Origin of the sequence: Pseudomonas sp. PvP089, assembly GCF_017875165.1 — a bacterium.
Classification (GTDB): domain Bacteria; phylum Pseudomonadota; class Gammaproteobacteria; order Pseudomonadales; family Pseudomonadaceae; genus Aquipseudomonas; species Aquipseudomonas fortuita.
The window spans coordinates 3,541,380-3,560,777 of record NZ_JAGGME010000001.1 but is presented as its reverse complement, the minus strand read 5'-3'; the positions used below and the strand labels follow the sequence as shown (position 1 = coordinate 3,560,777).

The window sequence follows — 19,398 nt, the reverse complement described above, 5'->3', positions numbered from 1 at the left end:
TTTGCCTCAGTCCTTGGTGCGCAGGCATCGCTGCACATTGTCCATCAGGGATGTCTGTTGCTCGCGGGTGGCGGCAATCGCCTCCTGCCAGGCCGGTGAGTTACTGAGTTGTTCCCCACCGCGAGCCAACATGAGCACATAGCTGATCAGATCGTCCTCACGGTCCAGGCCTTGCTCGCGTGCCTGATCCAGGTAGTGCTGGATCAAGCCAACCCGCGTGCCGTGGCAAGCGGCAGCCAGGGCAGTGCAGGACGGCTCGCCTTTGAGCAACTCGGCAAGCTGATAGCTCAGTGGGTCACCTGCCAATTCGGCCCAACACGCTTCGTTCAGCGTGATGGGCGGGAAGTGCGTGGATTGGGGCTGATCACCACCGGATATCTGCAGCCACACCCGCTTGTTCGGGTGCGCGACGGGCGACCACCAGTGGTGGATGGGCGCCAGCCATTCGCTTACACCGGGCAGTTCACGGTGCGTATCCAGCACTTGCAAGGCTGCAGCGGTGTGAAAGCGCAGGAGGTACGAATGGCCGTCAGCACCCGTGACGATGTTGGCGCGGCTTAAATGCCGCGCAAGCCGGTCGGGGGGTAGGGCGCTGACTATCCAGCCGCATACTGCGCCCGCTGCACCCTGCTCGAGTTGCCATTGAAAATCATACTGGGCCGAGACATCCGAGCCCGGGCGCGAACCAAACAACCAGGGGCCTGCTGTGCGCAGGTTGGTGAACTGGGCTTGCTGCAGCAGTGGCCAGCAGCGGTCGGCGTAGTACCCGGTCAGTCTTTCCTGCACCTCGGGAGCCAGATTGGCCATTTCCACGATCGCGCTCAGGCGGTAACGGTCGGATACTCGCAGCACCTCGACCATCGCTCTGACAAATGGGCTGGGCATCAGCTTGCTCCTTCCATGCGAATCATGTTGTGGCCGTCGGCGATCGCTTTCAGCAGGCAGCTGAGGCAAATAGGTTCGCCGGGCTCAGGTACACCAGAAGTTGAAGTGATGCGATTGCTACCCGTAGCTTGCTGGTTGACCGGCCTTTTGAAGGACAGCGCAAGGCCGTCCAGCGTGATACCGGCGCCATCGATTCGAAGCAGGCCCGCCGGGCTCCTGATCGTCAGGCTTTCGCTGACCTGAATGTCATAGACCTTGGTGGTGTGCCGGATAGCTTCACCCGTTTTCAGGTTGTGGTGACCGGCCACGACCTGTTCCAGATGGCCGCCGATTTCTACCGTGTGGTTGGCCTTGGTGATGTCCTGGCGGTGGTTGCCTACCTGTTCGATTCGATCCTTGCCTGTGGTGATCGTGTGGGTGCGACCAATGCTCAGGCTGTCGTCGTTGGCGATTTCATGTACCCGGTTCTGGCCAATGCCGACGGACTCGTCACGGGCTACTTCTTCGCGACGGTCCTGCCCAATAGAGATTGTCTCGTCCCGTTCCACGCGTTCCGTGCGGTCGTTGCCCACCCGCGTGGTTTCGTCGTGCTTGACGATGTTGTTCTGGTCTCGCTGGGCATGGATGAACACTTCCTCCTTGCCCAGTTCATCCTCGAAACGCAGTTCGTTAAAACCATCGCCCTTATGGGTCTGGCTCTTGATGGTCATCCGCGTCTTGTGCTTGGGCAGGTCATACGGCGGCAGCTGATTGCCACAGTAGGTGCGCCCGGTGATCATCGGCTGGTCCGGGTCGGCGTCGACGTACTGGATGATCACGTCCTGGCCAATGCGCGGAATGGCCATCGAACCCCAGCTGCCGCCGGCCCAGCCTTGCGACACGCGTACCCAGCAGGAACTGAACTCGTTGTCCTGGCTTTCCCGGTCCCAGGGGAAGCTGACTTTCACCCGGCCCCATGGGTCGCAGTAGATCTCCTCGCCCCTGGGCCCCACCACCGTTGCCATCTGCGGGCCGTCGATGCGCGGCTTGGGCAACGGCGCCGGGCGCCATTCGGTTCTGCCGGGCACCAGCACAGCCTCCTGGCAGTAGCGGGTACCTTGCCGGGCACCTGCAGCTTCCTCCTGAAGGCTGGTGAACTGGGTGCCTTCGTGGTGCACGCGGCTTACCCGCCAATGCCTGTTCAGGTCTTCGCGCGGGTGCCCGATCAGGGTGAAGCTCAGCCCCGGTTGCAGGCGCACATCGTCGCCTTCGACCTCGGCCAGGTGGGCGTCATGGCGCCAGGCTGTGATGCGGGTGGCGGTGAAGGGGGCGCCGACGGCCTCGCGCTTGTAGCGACCGGGGTAGTCGAAGCGCTCGTACGTGGTGGACTGGTGCCTGAGGTCGCTGCCCTCGGCACGCTGCTCCTGGCGGTAGGCCGGGTGGGTGAAGGTGTAGTCGCGCTGCACCTGGCGCGCGGTACGTACCTGCTCGCTGTAACGCAGGCGGCGCAGGCACGGCCTGGCCTGATCGCCGCCGCTGTTGGCGTGGTACAGCACCTGGTTGGGGTCGGTGTCGTCCGGCTCGAAAAAGCCTTCGTCCTCGTCATCGTCATCGGGCTTGATGGCGCCCTGGCTGAGCTGCCCCAGCCCCAGCAGCCGGTCGGTGATGAGCAGCTTGTGCAGTTTTGGCGTGTGCTCGAAGCGGTAGATGAAACCCTCTTCGGCGGCCAGGCGGGCGATGAAGTCGAGGTCGGTTTCACCGGCCTGCACGCAGAACTCGCGCACCTCGTGCTTGTCGATGCTTCTCAGCTCGTAGCCGGTGATACCCTGGCGCTTGAGCATGATCTCGAGAATCTGCGGCACGGTTTTCTGCTGGAAGATGCGCCAGTTCGAGCGCAGCCCGGCGCGGGCCAGCACGGGTTCGACCAGGGCGCGATAACGGGTGCGATGGAAGCCCGTTTCACCCTGGCTGAAGGTGCTGACCAGGCCGTGCACGTAGCGCAGCGGGCGCTCGCCGTGCCAGATCGTGAACAGCACCGGCTTGTCGAGCAACTGACCGAAGTCGACATCGTCTTCAAAACTGACCAGTTCCAGCTTCAGCTGGAAAGGCGTGCTGATGGCTTCGTCCAGCTCGAACGACACCACTTCGAATTCACTCCGGCCCACCAGCGGCTGGAAGGTAAAGCGCAAATCGGATTGGCTAGGCATGTGGCGTCCCCTGCTACTGCTGCAGAATCGCGTCGAGCGATTCCAGGACTTCGGCGGTGAGCAGGTCAAGGCGGTAGCTGTAGTAGCTGTAAGCGCAGACCATGGCGACGGCCGAGATCACCAGCGGGCTCCACCAGGGCCACTCCCAGCGTCGCGGGCGGTGGGGGCAATGAACGACGTTGGTGTAGGGGTCGCACACCTCTTGCGGCAGGGGGCCACGCAGTTCGCGGATGACCGTGTGCATGCGCGAGATCAAGGCGTTGATGATGTCTTCGCACTTGGGGTCGAGGGCGTGCTTGCCCCGCAGGCCCAGGCAGAAGCAGTAGTACAGGAACTCCAGGACATCCTGGAATTCCTTGGGCGCCTGCATGACCCGTTCGAGCAGCACGAAGATCTTTTCGCCGCCCTGGGTTTCGTCGTGGAAGATGCTGAGCAGCGGCTCGTGGCTCCAGCACGAATTGTTGCCCCAGGGGCGGCTCATCACGGCCTCGTCCAGATACAGGCACAGGGCATAGGAATAGACTTCCTGGTGCACGATGGGGTAGCCGTGCTGCTGGATTTCTTCGCGGATGTTGCTGACCTGGTTTTGCACGGTCTTGTGCACATAGGCGATGTTGGGCAGGTCATCCAGCGTACGCAGGCGAATGACCAGACCGAACAGCGGGCTCGCCGCGTCGAGCATCAGGTTTTCGAAGCCGCCACGCAGCTGGAACTCCGGGTCGGCGGGGTAGCCGGGTAGCGCCATTGCGACTTGAGGATCAGCGCCGGGACGGGGCTCTTGGCTTTGCTCCATATCCTCAAGCAGGACTGGCTTTTTCTTGAGCGGCACCGGGTTTTCAGTGCCATCGGACCGTCTGGACATCCTTAATCCTCGTCAATTAGCAGGTCAATTCACGCAATGCCTGCGAACTTCCCTGTGACCGGGCGCAAGCAATTCGCGAAAGCCTGAAGACTAACGAGGAATCAATTTCTATGGGAGATTGAAACTTCCTAAATAGCTGTAGGAAGCTTCGCTTCAAGTTATTTTGAAATTATTATCAGCAGAGAATGGGTCGACAAGTTTGTATAAGTTATTGTTAATTTTGGGGGCTTGTAAGCCTCTGCTAAGCGGGCTGCGGCGCAGCAGTGACACGTATGGCAGGGCTGTTTTCAGGCGTCTGCAACGCGACGCGCCCGTAGAAGAACAATGCCGTTGCCCAAGTTGTAAGCCAGACAAAGATCCCGGCCCAGAACGTATGAGACATATAGTGCCAGCCCTGCAGCACGCGGGTAGTTCCGTACACGAACCCGATCAGCAGAATTGCCACCAGCAACTTGCGCGCATGCGCCCAGCGGTGGCGCAGGGCCACGAAATATAGCGCCAACAAAGTAAACCCGCTGGAGGCATGGCCCCCCGGCCAGCAGCGGCCATCACCGGCCTTGCTCCATAACGAGAAGTTTTCGAACCACTCGACCCGGGCCTGCGGGCCGCCATACAGGGTGGTTTCCACAGGGCAATACACGCTGGTATGGCTTTTAAGGTAATGAATCACGGTGGTGCTCAGTGCGAATGCCACCACCACGAATAGCAGGTCGCGGCGATGTTGGGTGGTAAAGCGCAGCACCGGTGCGATACGGGCCTTTTCCAGCATCCGGGTCAGGCCCAGTTGAGGTCGGTTGGCCAGACGCGGCCAGATGAACGACAGCACGCTGCCGATGACGGCGAGCTCACCGGTCCAGTCCGGCAGGATGCGCGGCCATTTGTGGGTGGCTTTCTCGAACCACTGGTTGTGCAGCAGCGGGAACTGGCCGGTGGTCGGGTCGAGCAGCAGGTTGCTGATCCAGCGATCGAGCTCTGTGAGGTCGAATGCAATGAACACGATGGCAGCCAGCAACAGCGGCAGCAGCAGGTTATTGCGGTAAAAAGTGGTGCGAGAGGGTGGCATGTTCAGAGCTCCTTGGCATCAACGAGTTTGCGCCATTCACTGGCTGCTATCTGGCCCAGCAGTTTCGCCTTGCCATCGTTGCCCTGGGTGATGAACAGGGCACTGGCATAGCTGTTCGAGGTCGTGCTGGCAGGTACTTCGAGCGCCTGCTCCAGCCGTTCCATGCAGCCGCTGTGGCTGACCAGCACGAGGTTGTGGCCGTTTCGCTTGAGGGCAAGGGCGTTTTCGGCGAAGTGGCCGTCACATTGATTAAGCCAGCCTTTCGTGGCAATGGTCTTACCAAACATGGCCTGTGCGGTCTGCCGGGTCCGCACCTCCGGGCTGGCCCACACATCGGCTGCGCCCAGACCAAGATGCTGCAGGCCGTGGCCTACATCGGCGGCAACATGGCTGCCCGCGACCGTGATACCGCTGGGGTCACCCAGGCAAGCACTGCTGGAGCGGTCGCAGCGTTCGGCATGGCGCAGCACCACGATCACCGAGCCTTTCGCCCAGGCGGCTTCGAGCCCGCTGTGCTGCAGGTGATGGGCGGTGCCGAGGTCAGCGATGGCCGTGCGGGTATGCGCCCAGGCTGCTGCAACACCCAGAATTGACAGTACGCACAAGACTGCGAATAACGCCTTGCCCCAAGGCAATCGGTGTACCTGCGCATGGCGTGAGGCGGGTGATGGGTCGATAACACTTTGCAGCATATTTGCCACTCCAGTCAGCTCGCTCCATAAGAGAGCGTCGGCACTGTAGGTAGCGGGATGTCGGTAGAGGGTGAGACAGATGTGAAAAAAGCCTTGACCCTTCAGCCATGCGGGTGGCTAACGTGACGATATGTCAAGTATGAAACCGGTTTCATAATATTTCTGAACGCGCTAGATTATTCGGCTGTCTTCTTGATGGCCTATCAAGATCACCTCCCACAGAAAAGCAGATGGCGCTAATCAAGGCCGCCGCACAGCCGATGAGGATTCGCAATGCCTGAGCATGCCCCAGACAACCCGCGCAGGGATTTTCTGCGCAAGACCTTGACCCTGATCCCAGTCGTGACCGTGGCCAGCACAGGGCTTGGCGTGGGCGCCAGCCAGCTGCTTGCGGCCCCGCAACCGCATCAGCCACCACAAGTGCCGGCCACGCCGCCTGCGGGCCACTATCAACCGACGTTCTTCAGCGCCGAAGAATGGGCCTTTGTACAAGCTGCGGTGTCGCGCATCATCCCGGCCGATGAGCTTGGCCCCGGCGCACTCGAAGCCGGCGCCGCCGAGTTTATCGACCGGCAGATGAACACCCCCTACGCCACTGGCGCGCAGTGGTACATGCAAGGCCCGTTCAACGCCGACGCTGCGCCCGAACTGGGCTATCAACTACAGCTCAGCCCGCAACAAATCTACCGTCTGGGCATTGCTGCCGTGGACGGCTGGTGCAAAGCCAATGGTGGGCAGGTTTTTGCTGAACAAGACAGCGCTACCCGCGACCGTATTCTTGGCAAAGTCGAGGCAGGAGAGCTGGTATTCGACACGGTCCCGGCCAAGGTGTTTTTCAGCCTGCTGGTGCAGAACACCCGTGAAGGGTTCTTTTGCGACCCGATCCATGGTGGCAACAAAGGCATGGTCGGCTGGACCCAGATCGGCTTCCCCGGCGCCCGCGCCGATTTCATGGACTGGGTCGAACGCAACGAGCCTTACCCGTTCCCGGCTGTATCGATCCGTGGCGAGAGGGCCTGAGGCATGGCGACTGTGTTGAACAAAGTGGATGCGGTCATCGTTGGCTTTGGCTGGGCTGGCGCGATCATGGCCAAGGAACTGACCGAGGCCGGGTTGCACGTGGTGGCCCTGGAGCGGGGGCCGATGCAGGATACCTACCCGGAAGGCAGCTACCCGCAAGTGATCGATGAGCTGACCTACAGCGTGCGCAAGAAGCTGTTCGTGGATGTGTCGAAAGAAACCGTCACTGTCCGCCACAACGTGAATGACGTCGCGCTGCCCAATCGCCAGCTCGGTGCTTTCCTGCCGGGCAAGGGCGTGGGCGGCGCGGGCCTGCACTGGTCGGGCGTGCACTTCCGGGTCGACCCGGTGGAGTTGCGCTTGCGCAGCCACTACGAAGAGCGCTACGGGCGCAAGTTCATCCCTGAGGGCATGACCATCCAGGACTTCGGCGTCAGTTACGAAGAGCTGGAACCGTATTTCGACTTCGCCGAAAAGGTCTTCGGCACTTCAGGCCAGGCGTGGACCGTCAACGGCCAGGTGGTCGGTGAAGGGAAGGGTGGTAACCCCTATGCGCCGGACCGCTCCAACCCCTTCCCGCTGCCCGCGCAGAAGAACGTGGTGTCGGCCAGGCTGTTCGAAAAAGCTGCCACCAGCTTGGGCTACAAACCCTACAACCTGCCATCGGCAAACACCTCCGGGCCTTACACCAACCCATACGGGGCACAGATGGGGCCATGCAACTTCTGTGGTTTCTGCAGCGGTTACGTGTGCTACATGTACTCCAAGGCCTCGCCCAACGTGAACATTCTGCCGGCGCTGCGCCAGGTGCCCAACTTCGAGCTGCGGCCCAACGCCCATGTGCTGCGGGTAAACCTGGACGACAGCAAGCGCAAAGCCACCGGGGTGACCTACATCGATGCCCAGGGGCGCGAGGTGGAGCAACCGGCGGAGCTGGTGATCCTGGCGGCGTTCCAGTTCAACAACGTGCGCCTGATGCTGCTTTCCGGCATCGGCAAGCCTTACGACCCCGTCAAGAATGAAGGTGTGGTCGGGCGTAACTTTGCCTACCAGAACATGGGCACGGTCAAGGCGTTCTTCGACAAAAACACCTACACCAACAACTTCATCGGCGCGGGTGGCAACGGCATAGCCATTGACGATTTCAATGCCGACAACTTCGACCATGGCCCCCACGGCTTTGTCGGCGGCTCGCCGATGTGGGTGAACCAGGCTGGCAGCCGGCCGATTGCCGGCACTTCCAACCCGCCGGGCACGCCTGCCTGGGGCAGTGCCTGGAAGAAGGCCACAGCCGACTACTACACCCACCAGGTGTCGATGGACGCCCACGGTGCGCACCAGTCCTACCGTGCCAATTACCTGGACCTGGACCCCACCTACCGCGACGCCTACGGCCAGCCGCTGTTGCGCATGACCTTCGACTGGCAGGAAAACGACATCAAGATGAACCAGTTCATGGTCGACAAACTGAGCAAGATCGCTCAGGCGATGAACCCCAAGGCCATTGCGGTGCTGGGCAAGCAGGTCAAGGATCACTTCAACACCGCCAGTTACCAGACCACCCACCTGAACGGCGGTGCGATCATGGGCACCGACCCCAAAACCAGCGCCCTGAACCGGTATCTGCAAAGCTGGGACGTGCATAACGTGTTCGTACCGGGGGCTTCGGCGTTCCCGCAGGGCCTGGGTTACAACCCGACCGGGCTGGTGGCCGCGCTGACCTATTGGTCTGCACGTGCCATTCGCGAGCAGTACCTGAAAAACCCTGGCCCGCTGGTCCAGGCTTGAGGAGCGATGAGCATGAAGACAATGTTGATCGCAACCCTGTTGCTGGGTGCCTCCGCGGCCGCGCAGGCCTTGGCTAATGACGATGCACAGGTGCGCCAGGGCGAGTACCTGGCCCGCGCCGGTGACTGCGTGGCCTGCCACACCGCCAAGGGCGGAAAGCCCTTTGCCGGAGGCCTGCCGATGGAAACACCCATAGGCACGGTGTACTCCACCAACATTACCCCGGCGGCCAGCGGCATTGGCCAGTACAGTTTCGACGACTTCGACCAGGCTGTGCGCAAGGGTATCGGCAAGGATGGCAGCACCTTGTACCCGGCCATGCCTTATCCGTCGTACGCACGGGTCAGCGAGCAGGACATGCAGGCGCTGTACGCCTACTTCATGAAAGGCGTGGAGCCGGTCGAACAAACGAACAAGGCCACTGACATTCCCTGGCCGCTGAGCATGCGTTGGCCATTGGCAATCTGGCGCGGCCTGTTCGCGCCAGAGGCCAAGCCTTGGCAGGCATCGGCAGCAGCTGACCCTGTGGTGAACCGTGGAGCCTACCTGGTCGAAGGCCTTGGGCATTGTGGCGCCTGCCATACCCCACGTGCGCTGACCATGCAGGAAAAGGCGCTGAGCCCTGCAGATGGCGATCAGTTCCTGGCCGGCAGCGCACCGCTGGAAGGCTGGGTTGCGAAAAATCTGCGTGGCGACCACAAGGATGGCCTGGGCAGCTGGAGCGAGGCGCAACTGGTGCAGTTTCTGAAGACTGGGCGCAGTGATCGCAGCGCCGTGTTCGGCGGCATGAGCGATGTGGTTGAGCACAGCATGCAGCATATGAGTGACGCCGACCTTACCGCAATCGCCCGCTACCTGAAGACCCTGCCGCCGAGTAACCCGAATGACCAGCCGCACGTCTACGACAAGCAGGTGGCGGATGCGCTGTGGAAGGGCGACGACAGCAAACCCGGGGCGGCGGTGTACATCGACAACTGCGCGGCCTGCCACCGTACCGATGGCCAAGGCTACACCCGCGTGTTCCCCGCGTTGGCTGGCAACCCGGTGGTACAGACTGCAGATGCCACGTCGCTGATTCACGTGGTGCTGGCGGGGGGGACGGTGCCGGCGACGCACACCGCGCCCTCGAACTTCACCATGCCGGCATTCGGCTGGCGCCTCAGCGACCAGGAGGTTGCAGAGGTGGTGAACTTCATCCGCAGCAGTTGGGGTAATCAGGGTAGCGCTGTTACGGCCGGTGATGTGAAGTCGCTTCGCTGACTGCGTCCTCACAGAGCTGTAAACGGCTGATTGCGTTGGCAGGCGCTCTGTGGGAGCCCCTGCCTTGCTCAATATCTCAAAGCTTGATGCGATCACTGTGGGAGCGGGCTTGTCCCGCGAACACGGGCGAAGCCCGTGCCAGCCACCGCGTTGGATTTTTCGAGGGCATGCCCGCGCCCACAGAGCTATCATCTAGTCCATATTTATCAGGAACCTATAAGATATTGTTCAGATAATAACTCAAGATAATCAGACGGTTCCTGACCAACGGCAGGTTGACGAACTGCCGTAGTTTTGCTGTATTGAAACCGGTTTCATCGCTATCACAATAATCATAAGGACAGCCCATGACCGACGCGCCTGCCCATGCCCGCGAACGGGTCACCATCAGCGAAGTGGCGCGTGTCGCTGGTGTTTCCAAAGCCACCGTCTCCCGTTACATCGGTGGCGATCGCCAATTGCTGGCCGAAGCCACGGCCAAGCGCCTGGAAGAGGTCATCGAACGTCTTGGTTACCGCCCCAACCAGATGGCCCGCGGCCTGAAGCGCGGTCAGACGCGACTGATCGGCATGCTGGTGGCGGATATTCTCAACCCCTATTCAGTGGCCGTGATGCATGGCGTGGAAACCGCCTGCCGTCAGCACGGTTACAGCCTGGTGGTGTGCAACACCAACCGCGACGACGAGCAGGAGCGTCACCACCTGGTGGCCCTGCAGAGCTACAACGTCGAAGGGTTGATCGTGAACACGCTCGGCCATCACCCCGGCGAATTGCTCAACCTGCAGCGTGACATCCCCATGGTGCTGGTCGACCGCCAATTGCCTGAGCTGAATGTCGACCTGGTGGGCCTGGACAATGCCGACGCGGTCGAGCAGGCCCTCGACCACCTGCAGGCCCAAGGTTACCGCGATATCCTGGCGGTCAGCGAACCCCTTGATGGCACCAGCTCGCGCCTGGAGCGGGTGCAGGCATTCGGGGCGTCGGTCAGTCGCCGGCCCGGCATGCGTCAGCAGGTGCTGGAAATCAACGCCGGGTTGCCGGACCAACTGGCTGCGTTTCTTGCCGGCCGTGGCCATGGCCCGCAAGCAGTGTTCACCTTCAACGGCGTTGCCACCTTGGCAGTGACCCGCGCCCTGCAGGAGGCTGGGTGCAATCTGTTTGCCGACGTCGGGCTGATTGCCCTCGACGACCTCGACTGGTACCCCTTGGTCGGCAAAGGCATCACGGCACTGGCCCAACCCACCGAGCGTATTGGTGTGGCGGCATTCGAAAGCCTGCTCGATCGCTTGCGCGGCGACAGCGGCGCCGCCCGCCGCATCGACTTCAAGGCCAACCTGATCATCCGCGGCTCAACCCAACCCCAGTAAGCAACGGCAGGCTTGCGCCTGCGGCTGCCGACTAAAAATGAAACCGGTTTCATAAGGATAAAAACAATGCACCCGAACCCCGTTTCCATCAGCCTCTCAAGCTACGGCGCCGACTTTGTGCGGCAACGTGGCCAGGAGCAGTTCCTGGACATGCTGGCAGCCGCTGGCGTCAGCCGAGTGGAGTTGCGCGAAGAATTGTTTGCCAGCGCACCGGACGCGACCGCACTCGGTGCAGTCGTTGCCGCACTGGGCCTGGAATGCTTGTACTCGAGCCCCCTTGAATTGTGGACCGCGCAAGGCGTGCCCGATCGGCGACTGGTGCAGAAGCTGGAGACCGCTCGGGCACTTGGCGCGGTGGCGCTGAAGGTATCGCTGGGGCATTTCGATGAGCACTGCGATGTAATGGCTCTGGCGGCGCTGCTGCCTGCTCATGGGCCGCTGCTGCTGGTGGAAAACGATCAGACTGCACAGGGTGGCAGGATCGAGCCGCTGCTGCAGTTCTTTCTGCGGGCCGACACGCTAGGGCTGCGCCTGGGCATGACTTTCGACATCGGCAACTGGCAGTGGCAGGACGAGCCTGCGCGGCAAGCCGCTCGGCAACTCGGCCGTTGGGTGCGCTATGTACATTGCAAGGCTGTGCAGCGCCGGGCCGATGGCCGTCTGGTTGCCACACCGCCCGAAGCGGCGGACCTACAGGCGTGGGCAGCGCTGATGGCCGAGTTCGCGCCCGGCGTGGTGCGCGCCGTCGAGTACCCTCTGGTTGGTGAAGACCTGTTGGCGCTCACCCGGGCACAAGTGCGTAGCCTGGCTGCACTGAGCGCCGGCGAGGAGGTGGCCCATGCATGAGCATGATGTGCTGTGCTTCGGCGAAACCATGGCCATGTTCGTTGCCGAGCAGACAGGCGACCTGGCCAGTGTCGGCCAGTTCGGCAAACGCATCGCAGGTGCAGACAGTAACGTGGCCATCGGCTTGGCGAGGCTGGGTTTCAAGGTGCGCTGGCTGAGCCGCGTCGGTAACGATTCACTGGGCCGTTTTGTGCTCGACAGCTTGCGCAGCGAAGGCCTGGACTGTTCCGGTGTCGAGGTGGATGCCTGCTACCCGACGGGTTTTCAGCTCAAGGCCCGCTGCGATGATGGCAGCGACCCGGCAGTGGAGTACTTTCGCCGTGGTTCGGCAGCCAGCAAGCTGTCGCCCACATCGCTAGGCCCGGGCTTGCTGCAGGCACGCCATCTGCACGCCACCGGCATCCCGCCGGCGCTGTCGGAAGGCTGCCGGGCGCTTTCCCACGCGCTGCTGGAGGCCATGCGCGCAGCCGGGCGCAGCATCTCGTTCGACCCTAACTTGCGCCCCTCGCTTTGGCCCGATCAAAGCAGCATGGTGCGCGAAATCAATGCCCTGGCCGCCAAGGCAGATTGGGTTTTACCGGGCCTGGAGGAGGGGCGGTTGCTGACTGGCCAGCACACCCCGGCGGACATCGCTGGGTTCTACCTCGACCAAGGGGTGGAACTGGTGGTGATCAAGCTGGGCGACGCCGGCGCCTACTACCGCAGCGCCAAGGGCGAAGGGCAGGTAGCACCGGTGGCGGTCAGCCGTGTGCTGGACACCGTCGGTGCGGGTGATGCCTTTGCTGTCGGCGTGCTCAGCGCGTTGCTTGAGGGACGTGCGGTGGAAGAGGCGGTCGCGCGCGGCAACTGGTGCGGCAGCCGTGCCGTGCAGTCACGCGGCGACATGGAAGGGCTGCCGCAGCGCCATGAACTGGAGGCCCACGACCTGCGCAGAAGCGCGTGAGCCGCCCCGAAAGACCTGTTGCGACAAAAACAACAAGCTCAGGAGAAACAAAACCATGCAAAGCCAAAGCCTGGCACCTCGCCGCTGGTGGTATATCATCCCGATCGTGTTCGTCACCTACAGCCTGGCGTACCTGGACCGCGCCAATTATGGCTTCGCCGCTGCCTCTGGCATGGCCGAAGACCTGCACATCACACCCGTGTTGTCTTCCCTGCTGGGCGCGCTGTTCTTTCTCGGTTACTTCTTCTTCCAGGTACCCGGCGCCATTTACGCCGAAAAGCGCAGCGTGAAGAAGCTGATCTTCGTCTGCCTGATCCTGTGGGGCGGCCTTGCCACGCTCACCGGCATGGTCAGCAACGTCTACATGCTGATCGGTATCCGTTTTCTGCTCGGGGTGGTGGAGGCCGCCGTCATGCCGGCAATGCTGGTGTACCTGTGCCATTGGTTCACCCGCGCCGAGCGCTCGCGCGCCAACACCTTCCTGATGCTCGGCAACCCGGTGACCATCCTGTGGATGTCGGTGGTGTCGGGATACCTGATCAAGCATTACGACTGGCGCTGGATGTTCATCATCGAAGGCCTGCCTGCGGTGATCTGGGCATTCTTCTGGTGGCGCCTGGTGGATGACCGCCCAGCCCAGGTGAAGTGGCTGAGCGCTCAGGAAAAGGCCGACCTGGCGCAGGCCCTGGCCGCTGAGCAACAGGGCATCAAGCCGGTAAAGAACTATCGCGAGGCGTTCCGCTCGCGACAGGTGATCATTCTGGCGCTGCAGTACTTCTGCTGGAGCATTGGCGTGTACGGCTTCGTGCTGTGGCTGCCGTCGATTCTGAAGCAGGCGGCCAACGTCGATATCGTGCAGGCCGGCTGGCTGGCCTCGGTGCCTTACCTGGCGGCGGTACTGGCGATGGTGGGCGTGTCCTGGGCGTCCGACCGCCTGCAAAAGCGCAAGCGCTTCGTCTGGCCGCCGCTGCTGGTTGCCGCTGTGGCGTTCTATGGCTCGTACGCGTTGGGCAGCGAACATTTCTGGCTGTCGTACGCGTTGCTGGTGGTCGCAGGCGCCTGCATGTACGCGCCCTATGGCCCGTTCTTCGCAATCGTGCCGGAGATTCTGCCGGCAAACGTCGCAGGCGGGGCCATGGCGCTGATCAACAGCATGGGCGCGTTGGGCTCGTTCGGCGGTTCGTGGTTGGTGGGCTACCTCAATGGCGCTACCGGCGGGCCCGGCGCCTCTTACCTGTTCATGTGCGGCGCGCTGCTGGCAGCTGTGGCGCTGACAGCTGCACTCAATACCCCCCAGACGTCCGGCCGGGCCAAGCGCGACAGCGCGAGGCTGGCCATGAACCCTCAGGAAACCTGAAATGAAGAAGCGAATCGTCCTTTACAAACGCCTGTCCGACGACTTGATGGCACGCCTGCAAAACCACGTTGAGGTGACCTGGGTGGACACCACACAGCCAGATGGCCTGGCCCGGCTGCGCGACGCGTTGCCGGGGGCGCATGGGTTGTTGGGGGCCAGCCTGCGCCTGGATGCCAGCCTGCTTGACTTGGCGCCGCAGCTGGAAGTGGTGTCCAGCGTTTCGGTGGGCGTGGACAACTACGATGTTGCCGAACTCAGCCGGCGTGGCGTGATGCTGACCAACACACCTGACGTGCTGACCGAAACCACTGCCGACACCGGCTTTGCCTTGATGCTTGCTACCGCCAGGCGGGTGGTGGAGCTGGCGAACTGGGTGCGTGACGGCCATTGGCAGGCCAACCTGGGGCCGGGGCATTTTGGCAGTGATGTGCACGGCAAGACGCTGGGCATCGTCGGCATGGGCCGCATCGGCGAGGCTTTGGCCCGGCGCGCGGCAGCCGGCTTCGGCATGCGTGTGCTGTATCACAGCCAACGTGCCAAACCGGAGGTGGAGGCGCGCCATGCGGCACGCCAGTGCAGCCTGGATGAGTTGTTGCAGCAGGCAGATTTCGTTTGCCTGACCGTGCCGCTGAGCGTCAGTACCGAAGGCCTGATCGGTGCACGAGAGCTGGCGTTGATGAAGGCTGAGGCGATCCTGGTGAACATCTCACGGGGGCGCGTGGTGGATGAGCAGGCGCTGGTCGAAGCGTTGCGGGCCAGGCGCATACGTGGCGCGGGGCTGGATGTGTTTGTGCAGGAGCCGCTATCAGTAGACTCTCCGCTGTTGCAGCTCGATAACGTGGTAGCGACACCGCATATCGGCTCCGCGACCGAGGAAACCCGCCAGGCCATGGCGCGTTGCGCGGTAGACAACCTGCTGAGCGCGCTGGCCGGTGAGCGGCCGGCAAATTTGGTGAATGAGGTGTGCAGAACGTGAGAACAAGGGGCCGCTATGCGGCCCCCGTACAATACAGGTCTATCGGCAGTTACCTGCCTTGCGATAGCCCGCTGCCTGCGCCTCACCCTCGTTAGCGAAGGTCACCTGGTTCTTGGCTGCGACCTGGTTGTAGCCCGGGCAGCCTACAGACAGGTGATATACGTGGCTGTTGCGGTTGCCAAGCACGGCCCCGACTGACTGGACACTGGCCAGGCTCGGCTTGGGCTCTGGCTTGGCGGCTTTCGCCGGCACCGCCTGTACCACGCCACTGCCAACCGGCTTGTAGTCGGCCGTCCACTTGCGCTCGCCGCTCACGAACGGGTTGGCATGCCCCATGATGGCGGCGATGCGCCGGTCGCGCTCTTTCTCCCAGGCCGATACCGGGTGCTGTTTGTCCCAGGCCATCAGCAGTTGTTGCTGCTGGCGCGACATACTCAGCTGGTAACGGTCGAACATGTAGAACGTGGTGCGAGCCACCAGGCCTTTGACTTCATCGCGCGGTTCGGCGGCACGCTGGACGAAATCGACCTTGGTGGTGCACTGGCCATACTCGCCGGCATTGCCAGCGACCATGCCGTAGTTGAAGTTGCTGCGGTCGCCGTTGACCTCGCCCACGGCCGGGTAGAGGTTGAACAGGTCGGCCTCCATGGCGCGGAACACTGGGTCGTTGTCCACGCAATGCTCGCGGCCGCCGTTCTTCCAGCACTGGCGCTGGTTGCCGAACGTATAGGCGGGCACGATGTGTTCCCACTCGGTGCGTTCGGCACGGTTTTGCTGCTTGCGCGTCTGGTAACCGCACGAAGCGGCATCGATGCGCCCACCCGACTTGCCCACCCAGGTCCATTTGCAACCGCAGTACAGGTCACCCATGGCACTGCTGGCCTGGTCCAGGTACACCTTCTGCTTGGCTACCACCTTGGCCTCGGTAAACGTCGCCGGGGGGTTGGCCAAGGCAGGCAAGGTGAAGGAAAACACTAAGGTTAAGGCGTAAAGCAGTGATTTCATGAGAAAAACATATTTCAGATTGGGGCGCGCATTGTAATGCTTTCCCCGTGGCTGGCCAGCTCGCTGAGCCATACCAGCGGTCGGCCCGGGGCGTCCCCTGCCATACGGCTGAACGTGGCCGAGTCGAGCATGTCCCTGACCTGGGCGCCCATGCGCAACAGGCGCTCGATGAAACCGGCACCGACGTCGCCGTAGTCCTCAAGCGAAACGCCGCTCTGGTTATGCTGGATCGCCAGGTGGTAATGACTGACCCCCGCGCCATTGCCGCTGCCGCCAAGTACCACCGTGAAGCGGGGGCCGAGCAGCGTGGCCAGGCGTTGCTGGACCAGGTCGAGCAGTGCAAGCGGTACTTCATCGTGCCGCAGCGTGTTGGGGAAGCAAGGGGTGAAGGGAAGCATGGGTGTGTCCTGCTGGCCGGGTTCGAGTGTTGGCCAGCTTAGGCAAGGTGACTGTCAACTTGGGTTAAGCGGGGGTAAAAGCGGGTAATGCTTAACCCTGGCGTGCGCGGCTGTTTGTGGGAGCGGCCTTGTGTCGCGAAAGGGCCGCGAAGCGGCCCCGGCAATGTTGGCGGTGCAGCTGAAAACCTGGGGGCGCTCCGCACCCCTTTCGCGACACAAGGCCGCTCCCACAAGAGCCCTCCCACCGTAAGAAAGGGCTCAGAACGTCTGCCCCAGCGAAAACTGGAAGATCTGGGTCTCGGCGTTATCCGGTTTTTTCAACGGCGCCGCCAGGCTGAAGCTCAGTGGCCCCATGGGGCTGTACCAGGTCACGCCAACCCCTAGCGACACGGCCATCTGCGCCAGGTCGACGCTGCCGCAGCCCTGGGTGGTCGACAGGTAACAGGTGTCGGCATACACGTTACCGGCGTCGACGAACAACGAGCTGCGCAGCTGGCTCTGGTCCTTCACGAACGGCAGCGGGAAGATGTATTCGGCGCCGCCGCTAATCAGGATATTGCCCCCCAGCACATCGGTGTCGCGGTCGGAATAGTAAGCCTGGCCGGCGCTGGCGTAGGTACCGGTGGCCGGGGTGTTGCGCGGGCCGAGGGTGCCATCCTTGAACCCGCGCACCGAGCCTTGGCCACCGGCGGTGTAGCTCTCATAGAACGGCAAGCCGTCGGTGGATCCGTAGCCATTGCCGTAGCCCAGGGTGGTGTGCAGGCGCAGCGAGGTGTTGTTGGTTACCGGCAGGAAGGTCTGGCCGTTGTAATCCAGTTTGTAGAATGACAGGTCGCTGCCAGGGGTGGTGGCCATCAGTGTCAGGCTCTGGGAGTGACCACGGGTGGCCAGCACGCCTTTGTTCAGGGTCGACTCGGACCAGCCGATCGACGCCTTGAGGTTGTTGAAACGCTTGCCCTCACGGGCGATGAAGTCGTAGATCTCGTCGGCGCTGTAGGTGCCTGGCGAAATGTCGTCGTGCTGCAGGGTCAGGCCGTAGGTCAGGCGCGAGGTTTCGTTGATCGGGTAGCCAAAGCTTACCCCGGCGCCGTAGCTATTGATCGCGTAGTACGAAACGCCATCGTCGTAGTAGTCGCTGTAGTCGGTGCTGTTGTAGAACAGGTTGTAGCCCAGGCTGACACCGTCGGCAGTGAAGTAGGGGTCCACGAAGCCGAAGTTGTAGCGGGTCTGGTATTCCGAGCGGGTCAGACCGATGGACACCTTGTTACCGGTACCGAGGAAGTTGCTCTGGCTGATCGAACCCCCGAGGATCAGGCCGGCGCTCTGGGCGAAACCGACGCTGGCGGTGATCGAGCCGGAGGCTTGCTCTTCGACGCTGTAGTTGACGTCGACCTGGTCGTCAGTACCTGGTACTGGCGGGGTCTCGACGTTGACTTCCTTGAAGAAGCCCAGGCGCTCCAGACGGGTCTTGGACTGGTCGATCAGGTAGGTCGAAGCCCAGCCACCTTCCATCTGGCGCATTTCGCGGCGCAGCACTTCGTCTTCGGTCTTGGTGTTGCCGCGGTAGTTGATGCGGTTGACGTAGGCACGCTTGCCCGGGTCGACCACGAACATGATGTCGACCGTGTGGTCCTGGTCGTTGGGCTGCGGCACGCCGTTGACGTTGGCGAAGGTGTAGCCTTCGTTACCCAGGCGGCGGGTGATCAGCTCGGACGTGGTGGTCATCACCTTGCGCGAGAACACCTGGCCCGGCTGCACCAGCAACAGCGACTTGACCTGGTCTTCTGGCACTTTCAGGTCACCGGACAGCTTCACGTCGCGAACGGTGTATTTCTCGCCTTCGTTGATGTTGACGGTGATGTAGACGTGTTTCTTGTCCGGCGTGATGGACACCTGGGTGGAGGCGATGTCCATGTTGATGTAGCCGCGGTCCAGGTAGTAGGAACGCAGGCGCTCCAGGTCACCGGACAGTTTTTCGCGGGCATACTTGTCGTCGTTCTTGAAGAACGACAGCCAGTTGGTGGTCTTCAGCTCGAACAGCTGGCCCAGGGTTTCATCATCGAACACGTTGTTGCCAACGATGTTGATGTGCTGGATGGCAGCAACGGTGCCTTCGTTGATCTTGATCTTCAGTGCCACACGGTTGCGCGGCTGCGGCACCACTTCGGCGTCAACCTCGGCCGAGTAGCGGCCTTGGGCCACGTACTGGCGCTGCAGCTCGTTACGCACACCTTCGAGGGTGGCGCGCTGGAAGATCTCGCCTTCGGCCAGGCCCGATTGCTTCAGGCCCTTCATCAGGTCGTCGGTGCTGATGGCCTTGTTGCCTTCGATCTCGATGCTCGACACCGACGGGCGCTCCACCACGTTGATGATCAGCACATTGCCATCGCGGTTCAGCTGGATGTCCTGAAAGAAGCCGGTCTTGAACAGGGAACGGGTCGAGTCCACCAGGCGGCGATCATCGGCCTGGTCGCCGACGTTCAGCGGCAAGGCACCGAAAACACTGCCAGCGGACACCCGCTGCAGGCCGTTGACGCGGATGTCGGCGATCCTGAAAGCGGAGGCATGGGCCAGCGAGGCTTTCAGCAACAGGATGGAGAGCAACAGGCGCGGGTAGTTCATCAGGGGTTCCAGACAAGCGGATTCGAAGGGGAGCAAGCGCGGGCAACCCGCTGGCAGCGGGCGACGAGGATACGGGCGGGCTGTGTACGGCGCGGTTAGCCAAGGGTAAAGATGTGTAAAGTCCGACC

Annotated in this window: 16 protein-coding genes; 8 read left to right on the top strand and 8 right to left on the bottom strand. The window is 62.2% G+C overall.

All coding sequences use genetic code 11. The features are described 5' to 3' along the window. Positions 1-6 precede the first annotated feature (6 nt). The 5 genes from J3A71_RS16295 to J3A71_RS16275 all read right to left on the bottom strand — a co-directional run bounded on the left by J3A71_RS16295 (position 7) and on the right by J3A71_RS16275 (position 5,688). Positions 7-885: a DUF4123 domain-containing protein gene (locus J3A71_RS16295; RefSeq protein ID WP_016486765.1), complete on the bottom strand. Its 879-nt coding sequence runs from the start codon at positions 883-885 to the stop codon at positions 7-9. After that, the gene (tssI, locus tag J3A71_RS16290; RefSeq protein ID WP_209953008.1) at positions 885-3,071 is read right to left on the bottom strand and encodes a type VI secretion system tip protein TssI/VgrG; all 2,187 of its coding nucleotides are present in this window, start codon (positions 3,069-3,071) and stop codon (positions 885-887) included. Before tssI ends, J3A71_RS16295 begins: the two co-directional genes overlap by 1 nt. Positions 3,072-3,084: 13 nt before the next feature. Further along, a complete protein-coding gene (gene icmH / locus J3A71_RS16285; protein ID WP_096426049.1) occupies positions 3,085-3,933 on the bottom strand; it encodes a type IVB secretion system protein IcmH/DotU in 849 nt (282 codons plus the stop codon). Between the two features lie 241 nt (positions 3,934-4,174). Further along, complete coding sequence (locus J3A71_RS16280) at positions 4,175-4,996, bottom strand: phosphatase PAP2 family protein (RefSeq protein ID WP_016486769.1); 822 nt, start codon at positions 4,994-4,996, stop codon at positions 4,175-4,177. A 2-nt stretch (positions 4,997-4,998) separates the two neighbouring features. After that, the gene (locus tag J3A71_RS16275; protein WP_016486770.1) at positions 4,999-5,688 is read right to left on the bottom strand and encodes a histidine phosphatase family protein; all 690 of its coding nucleotides are present in this window, start codon (positions 5,686-5,688) and stop codon (positions 4,999-5,001) included. Between the two features lie 273 nt (positions 5,689-5,961). Here J3A71_RS16275 and J3A71_RS16270 point away from each other — a divergent pair, with 273 nt between their 5' ends. The 8 genes from J3A71_RS16270 to J3A71_RS16235 all read left to right on the top strand — a co-directional run bounded on the left by J3A71_RS16270 (position 5,962) and on the right by J3A71_RS16235 (position 15,245). Continuing rightward, complete coding sequence (locus tag J3A71_RS16270; protein WP_016486771.1) at positions 5,962-6,708, top strand: gluconate 2-dehydrogenase subunit 3 family protein; 747 nt, start codon at positions 5,962-5,964, stop codon at positions 6,706-6,708. A gap of 3 nt (positions 6,709-6,711) precedes the next feature. Continuing rightward, entirely contained in the window at positions 6,712-8,496 is a 1,785-nt protein-coding gene (locus J3A71_RS16265; protein ID WP_016486772.1) for a GMC family oxidoreductase, read from the top strand. Positions 8,497-8,508: 12 nt separating this feature from the next. Then, a complete protein-coding gene (locus J3A71_RS16260; protein ID WP_060516313.1) occupies positions 8,509-9,756 on the top strand; it encodes a cytochrome c in 1,248 nt (415 codons plus the stop codon). A 347-nt stretch (positions 9,757-10,103) separates the two neighbouring features. After that, positions 10,104-11,123: a transcriptional regulator PtxS gene (gene ptxS / locus J3A71_RS16255; RefSeq protein ID WP_016486774.1), complete on the top strand. Its 1,020-nt coding sequence runs from the start codon at positions 10,104-10,106 to the stop codon at positions 11,121-11,123. Positions 11,124-11,189: 66 nt separating this feature from the next. Beyond that, complete coding sequence (locus tag J3A71_RS16250; protein ID WP_102667983.1) at positions 11,190-11,969, top strand: TIM barrel protein; 780 nt, start codon at positions 11,190-11,192, stop codon at positions 11,967-11,969. After that, positions 11,962-12,912, top strand: a complete 951-nt coding sequence (locus J3A71_RS16245; RefSeq protein ID WP_096426051.1) for a sugar kinase — start codon at positions 11,962-11,964, stop codon at positions 12,910-12,912. The genes J3A71_RS16250 and J3A71_RS16245 overlap by 8 nt, the downstream gene beginning before the upstream one ends. Positions 12,913-12,967: 55 nt before the next feature. Then, positions 12,968-14,269 carry an MFS transporter gene (locus J3A71_RS16240; protein WP_016486777.1) on the top strand — a complete coding sequence of 434 codons (1,302 nt, stop codon included), beginning with the start codon at positions 12,968-12,970 and terminating at the stop codon, positions 14,267-14,269. 1 nt (position 14,270) lies between these two features. Then, positions 14,271-15,245 carry a D-glycerate dehydrogenase gene (locus J3A71_RS16235; protein ID WP_016486778.1) on the top strand — a complete coding sequence of 325 codons (975 nt, stop codon included), beginning with the start codon at positions 14,271-14,273 and terminating at the stop codon, positions 15,243-15,245. 39 nt (positions 15,246-15,284) lie between these two features. Here J3A71_RS16235 and J3A71_RS16230 read toward each other — a convergent pair whose 3' ends face one another. The 3 genes from J3A71_RS16230 to bamA form a co-directional block, all read right to left on the bottom strand. Further along, a complete protein-coding gene (locus J3A71_RS16230) occupies positions 15,285-16,250 on the bottom strand; it encodes an endonuclease (protein WP_016486779.1) in 966 nt (321 codons plus the stop codon). Between the two features lie 14 nt (positions 16,251-16,264). Beyond that, the gene (locus J3A71_RS16225) at positions 16,265-16,648 is read right to left on the bottom strand and encodes a hypothetical protein (RefSeq protein ID WP_016486780.1); all 384 of its coding nucleotides are present in this window, start codon (positions 16,646-16,648) and stop codon (positions 16,265-16,267) included. Positions 16,649-16,906: 258 nt separating this feature from the next. Further along, positions 16,907-19,270 (bottom strand): outer membrane protein assembly factor BamA, encoded by a 2,364-nt coding sequence (gene bamA / locus J3A71_RS16220; protein ID WP_096426052.1) that lies wholly within the window; start codon positions 19,268-19,270, stop codon positions 16,907-16,909. Positions 19,271-19,398 lie beyond the last annotated feature (128 nt).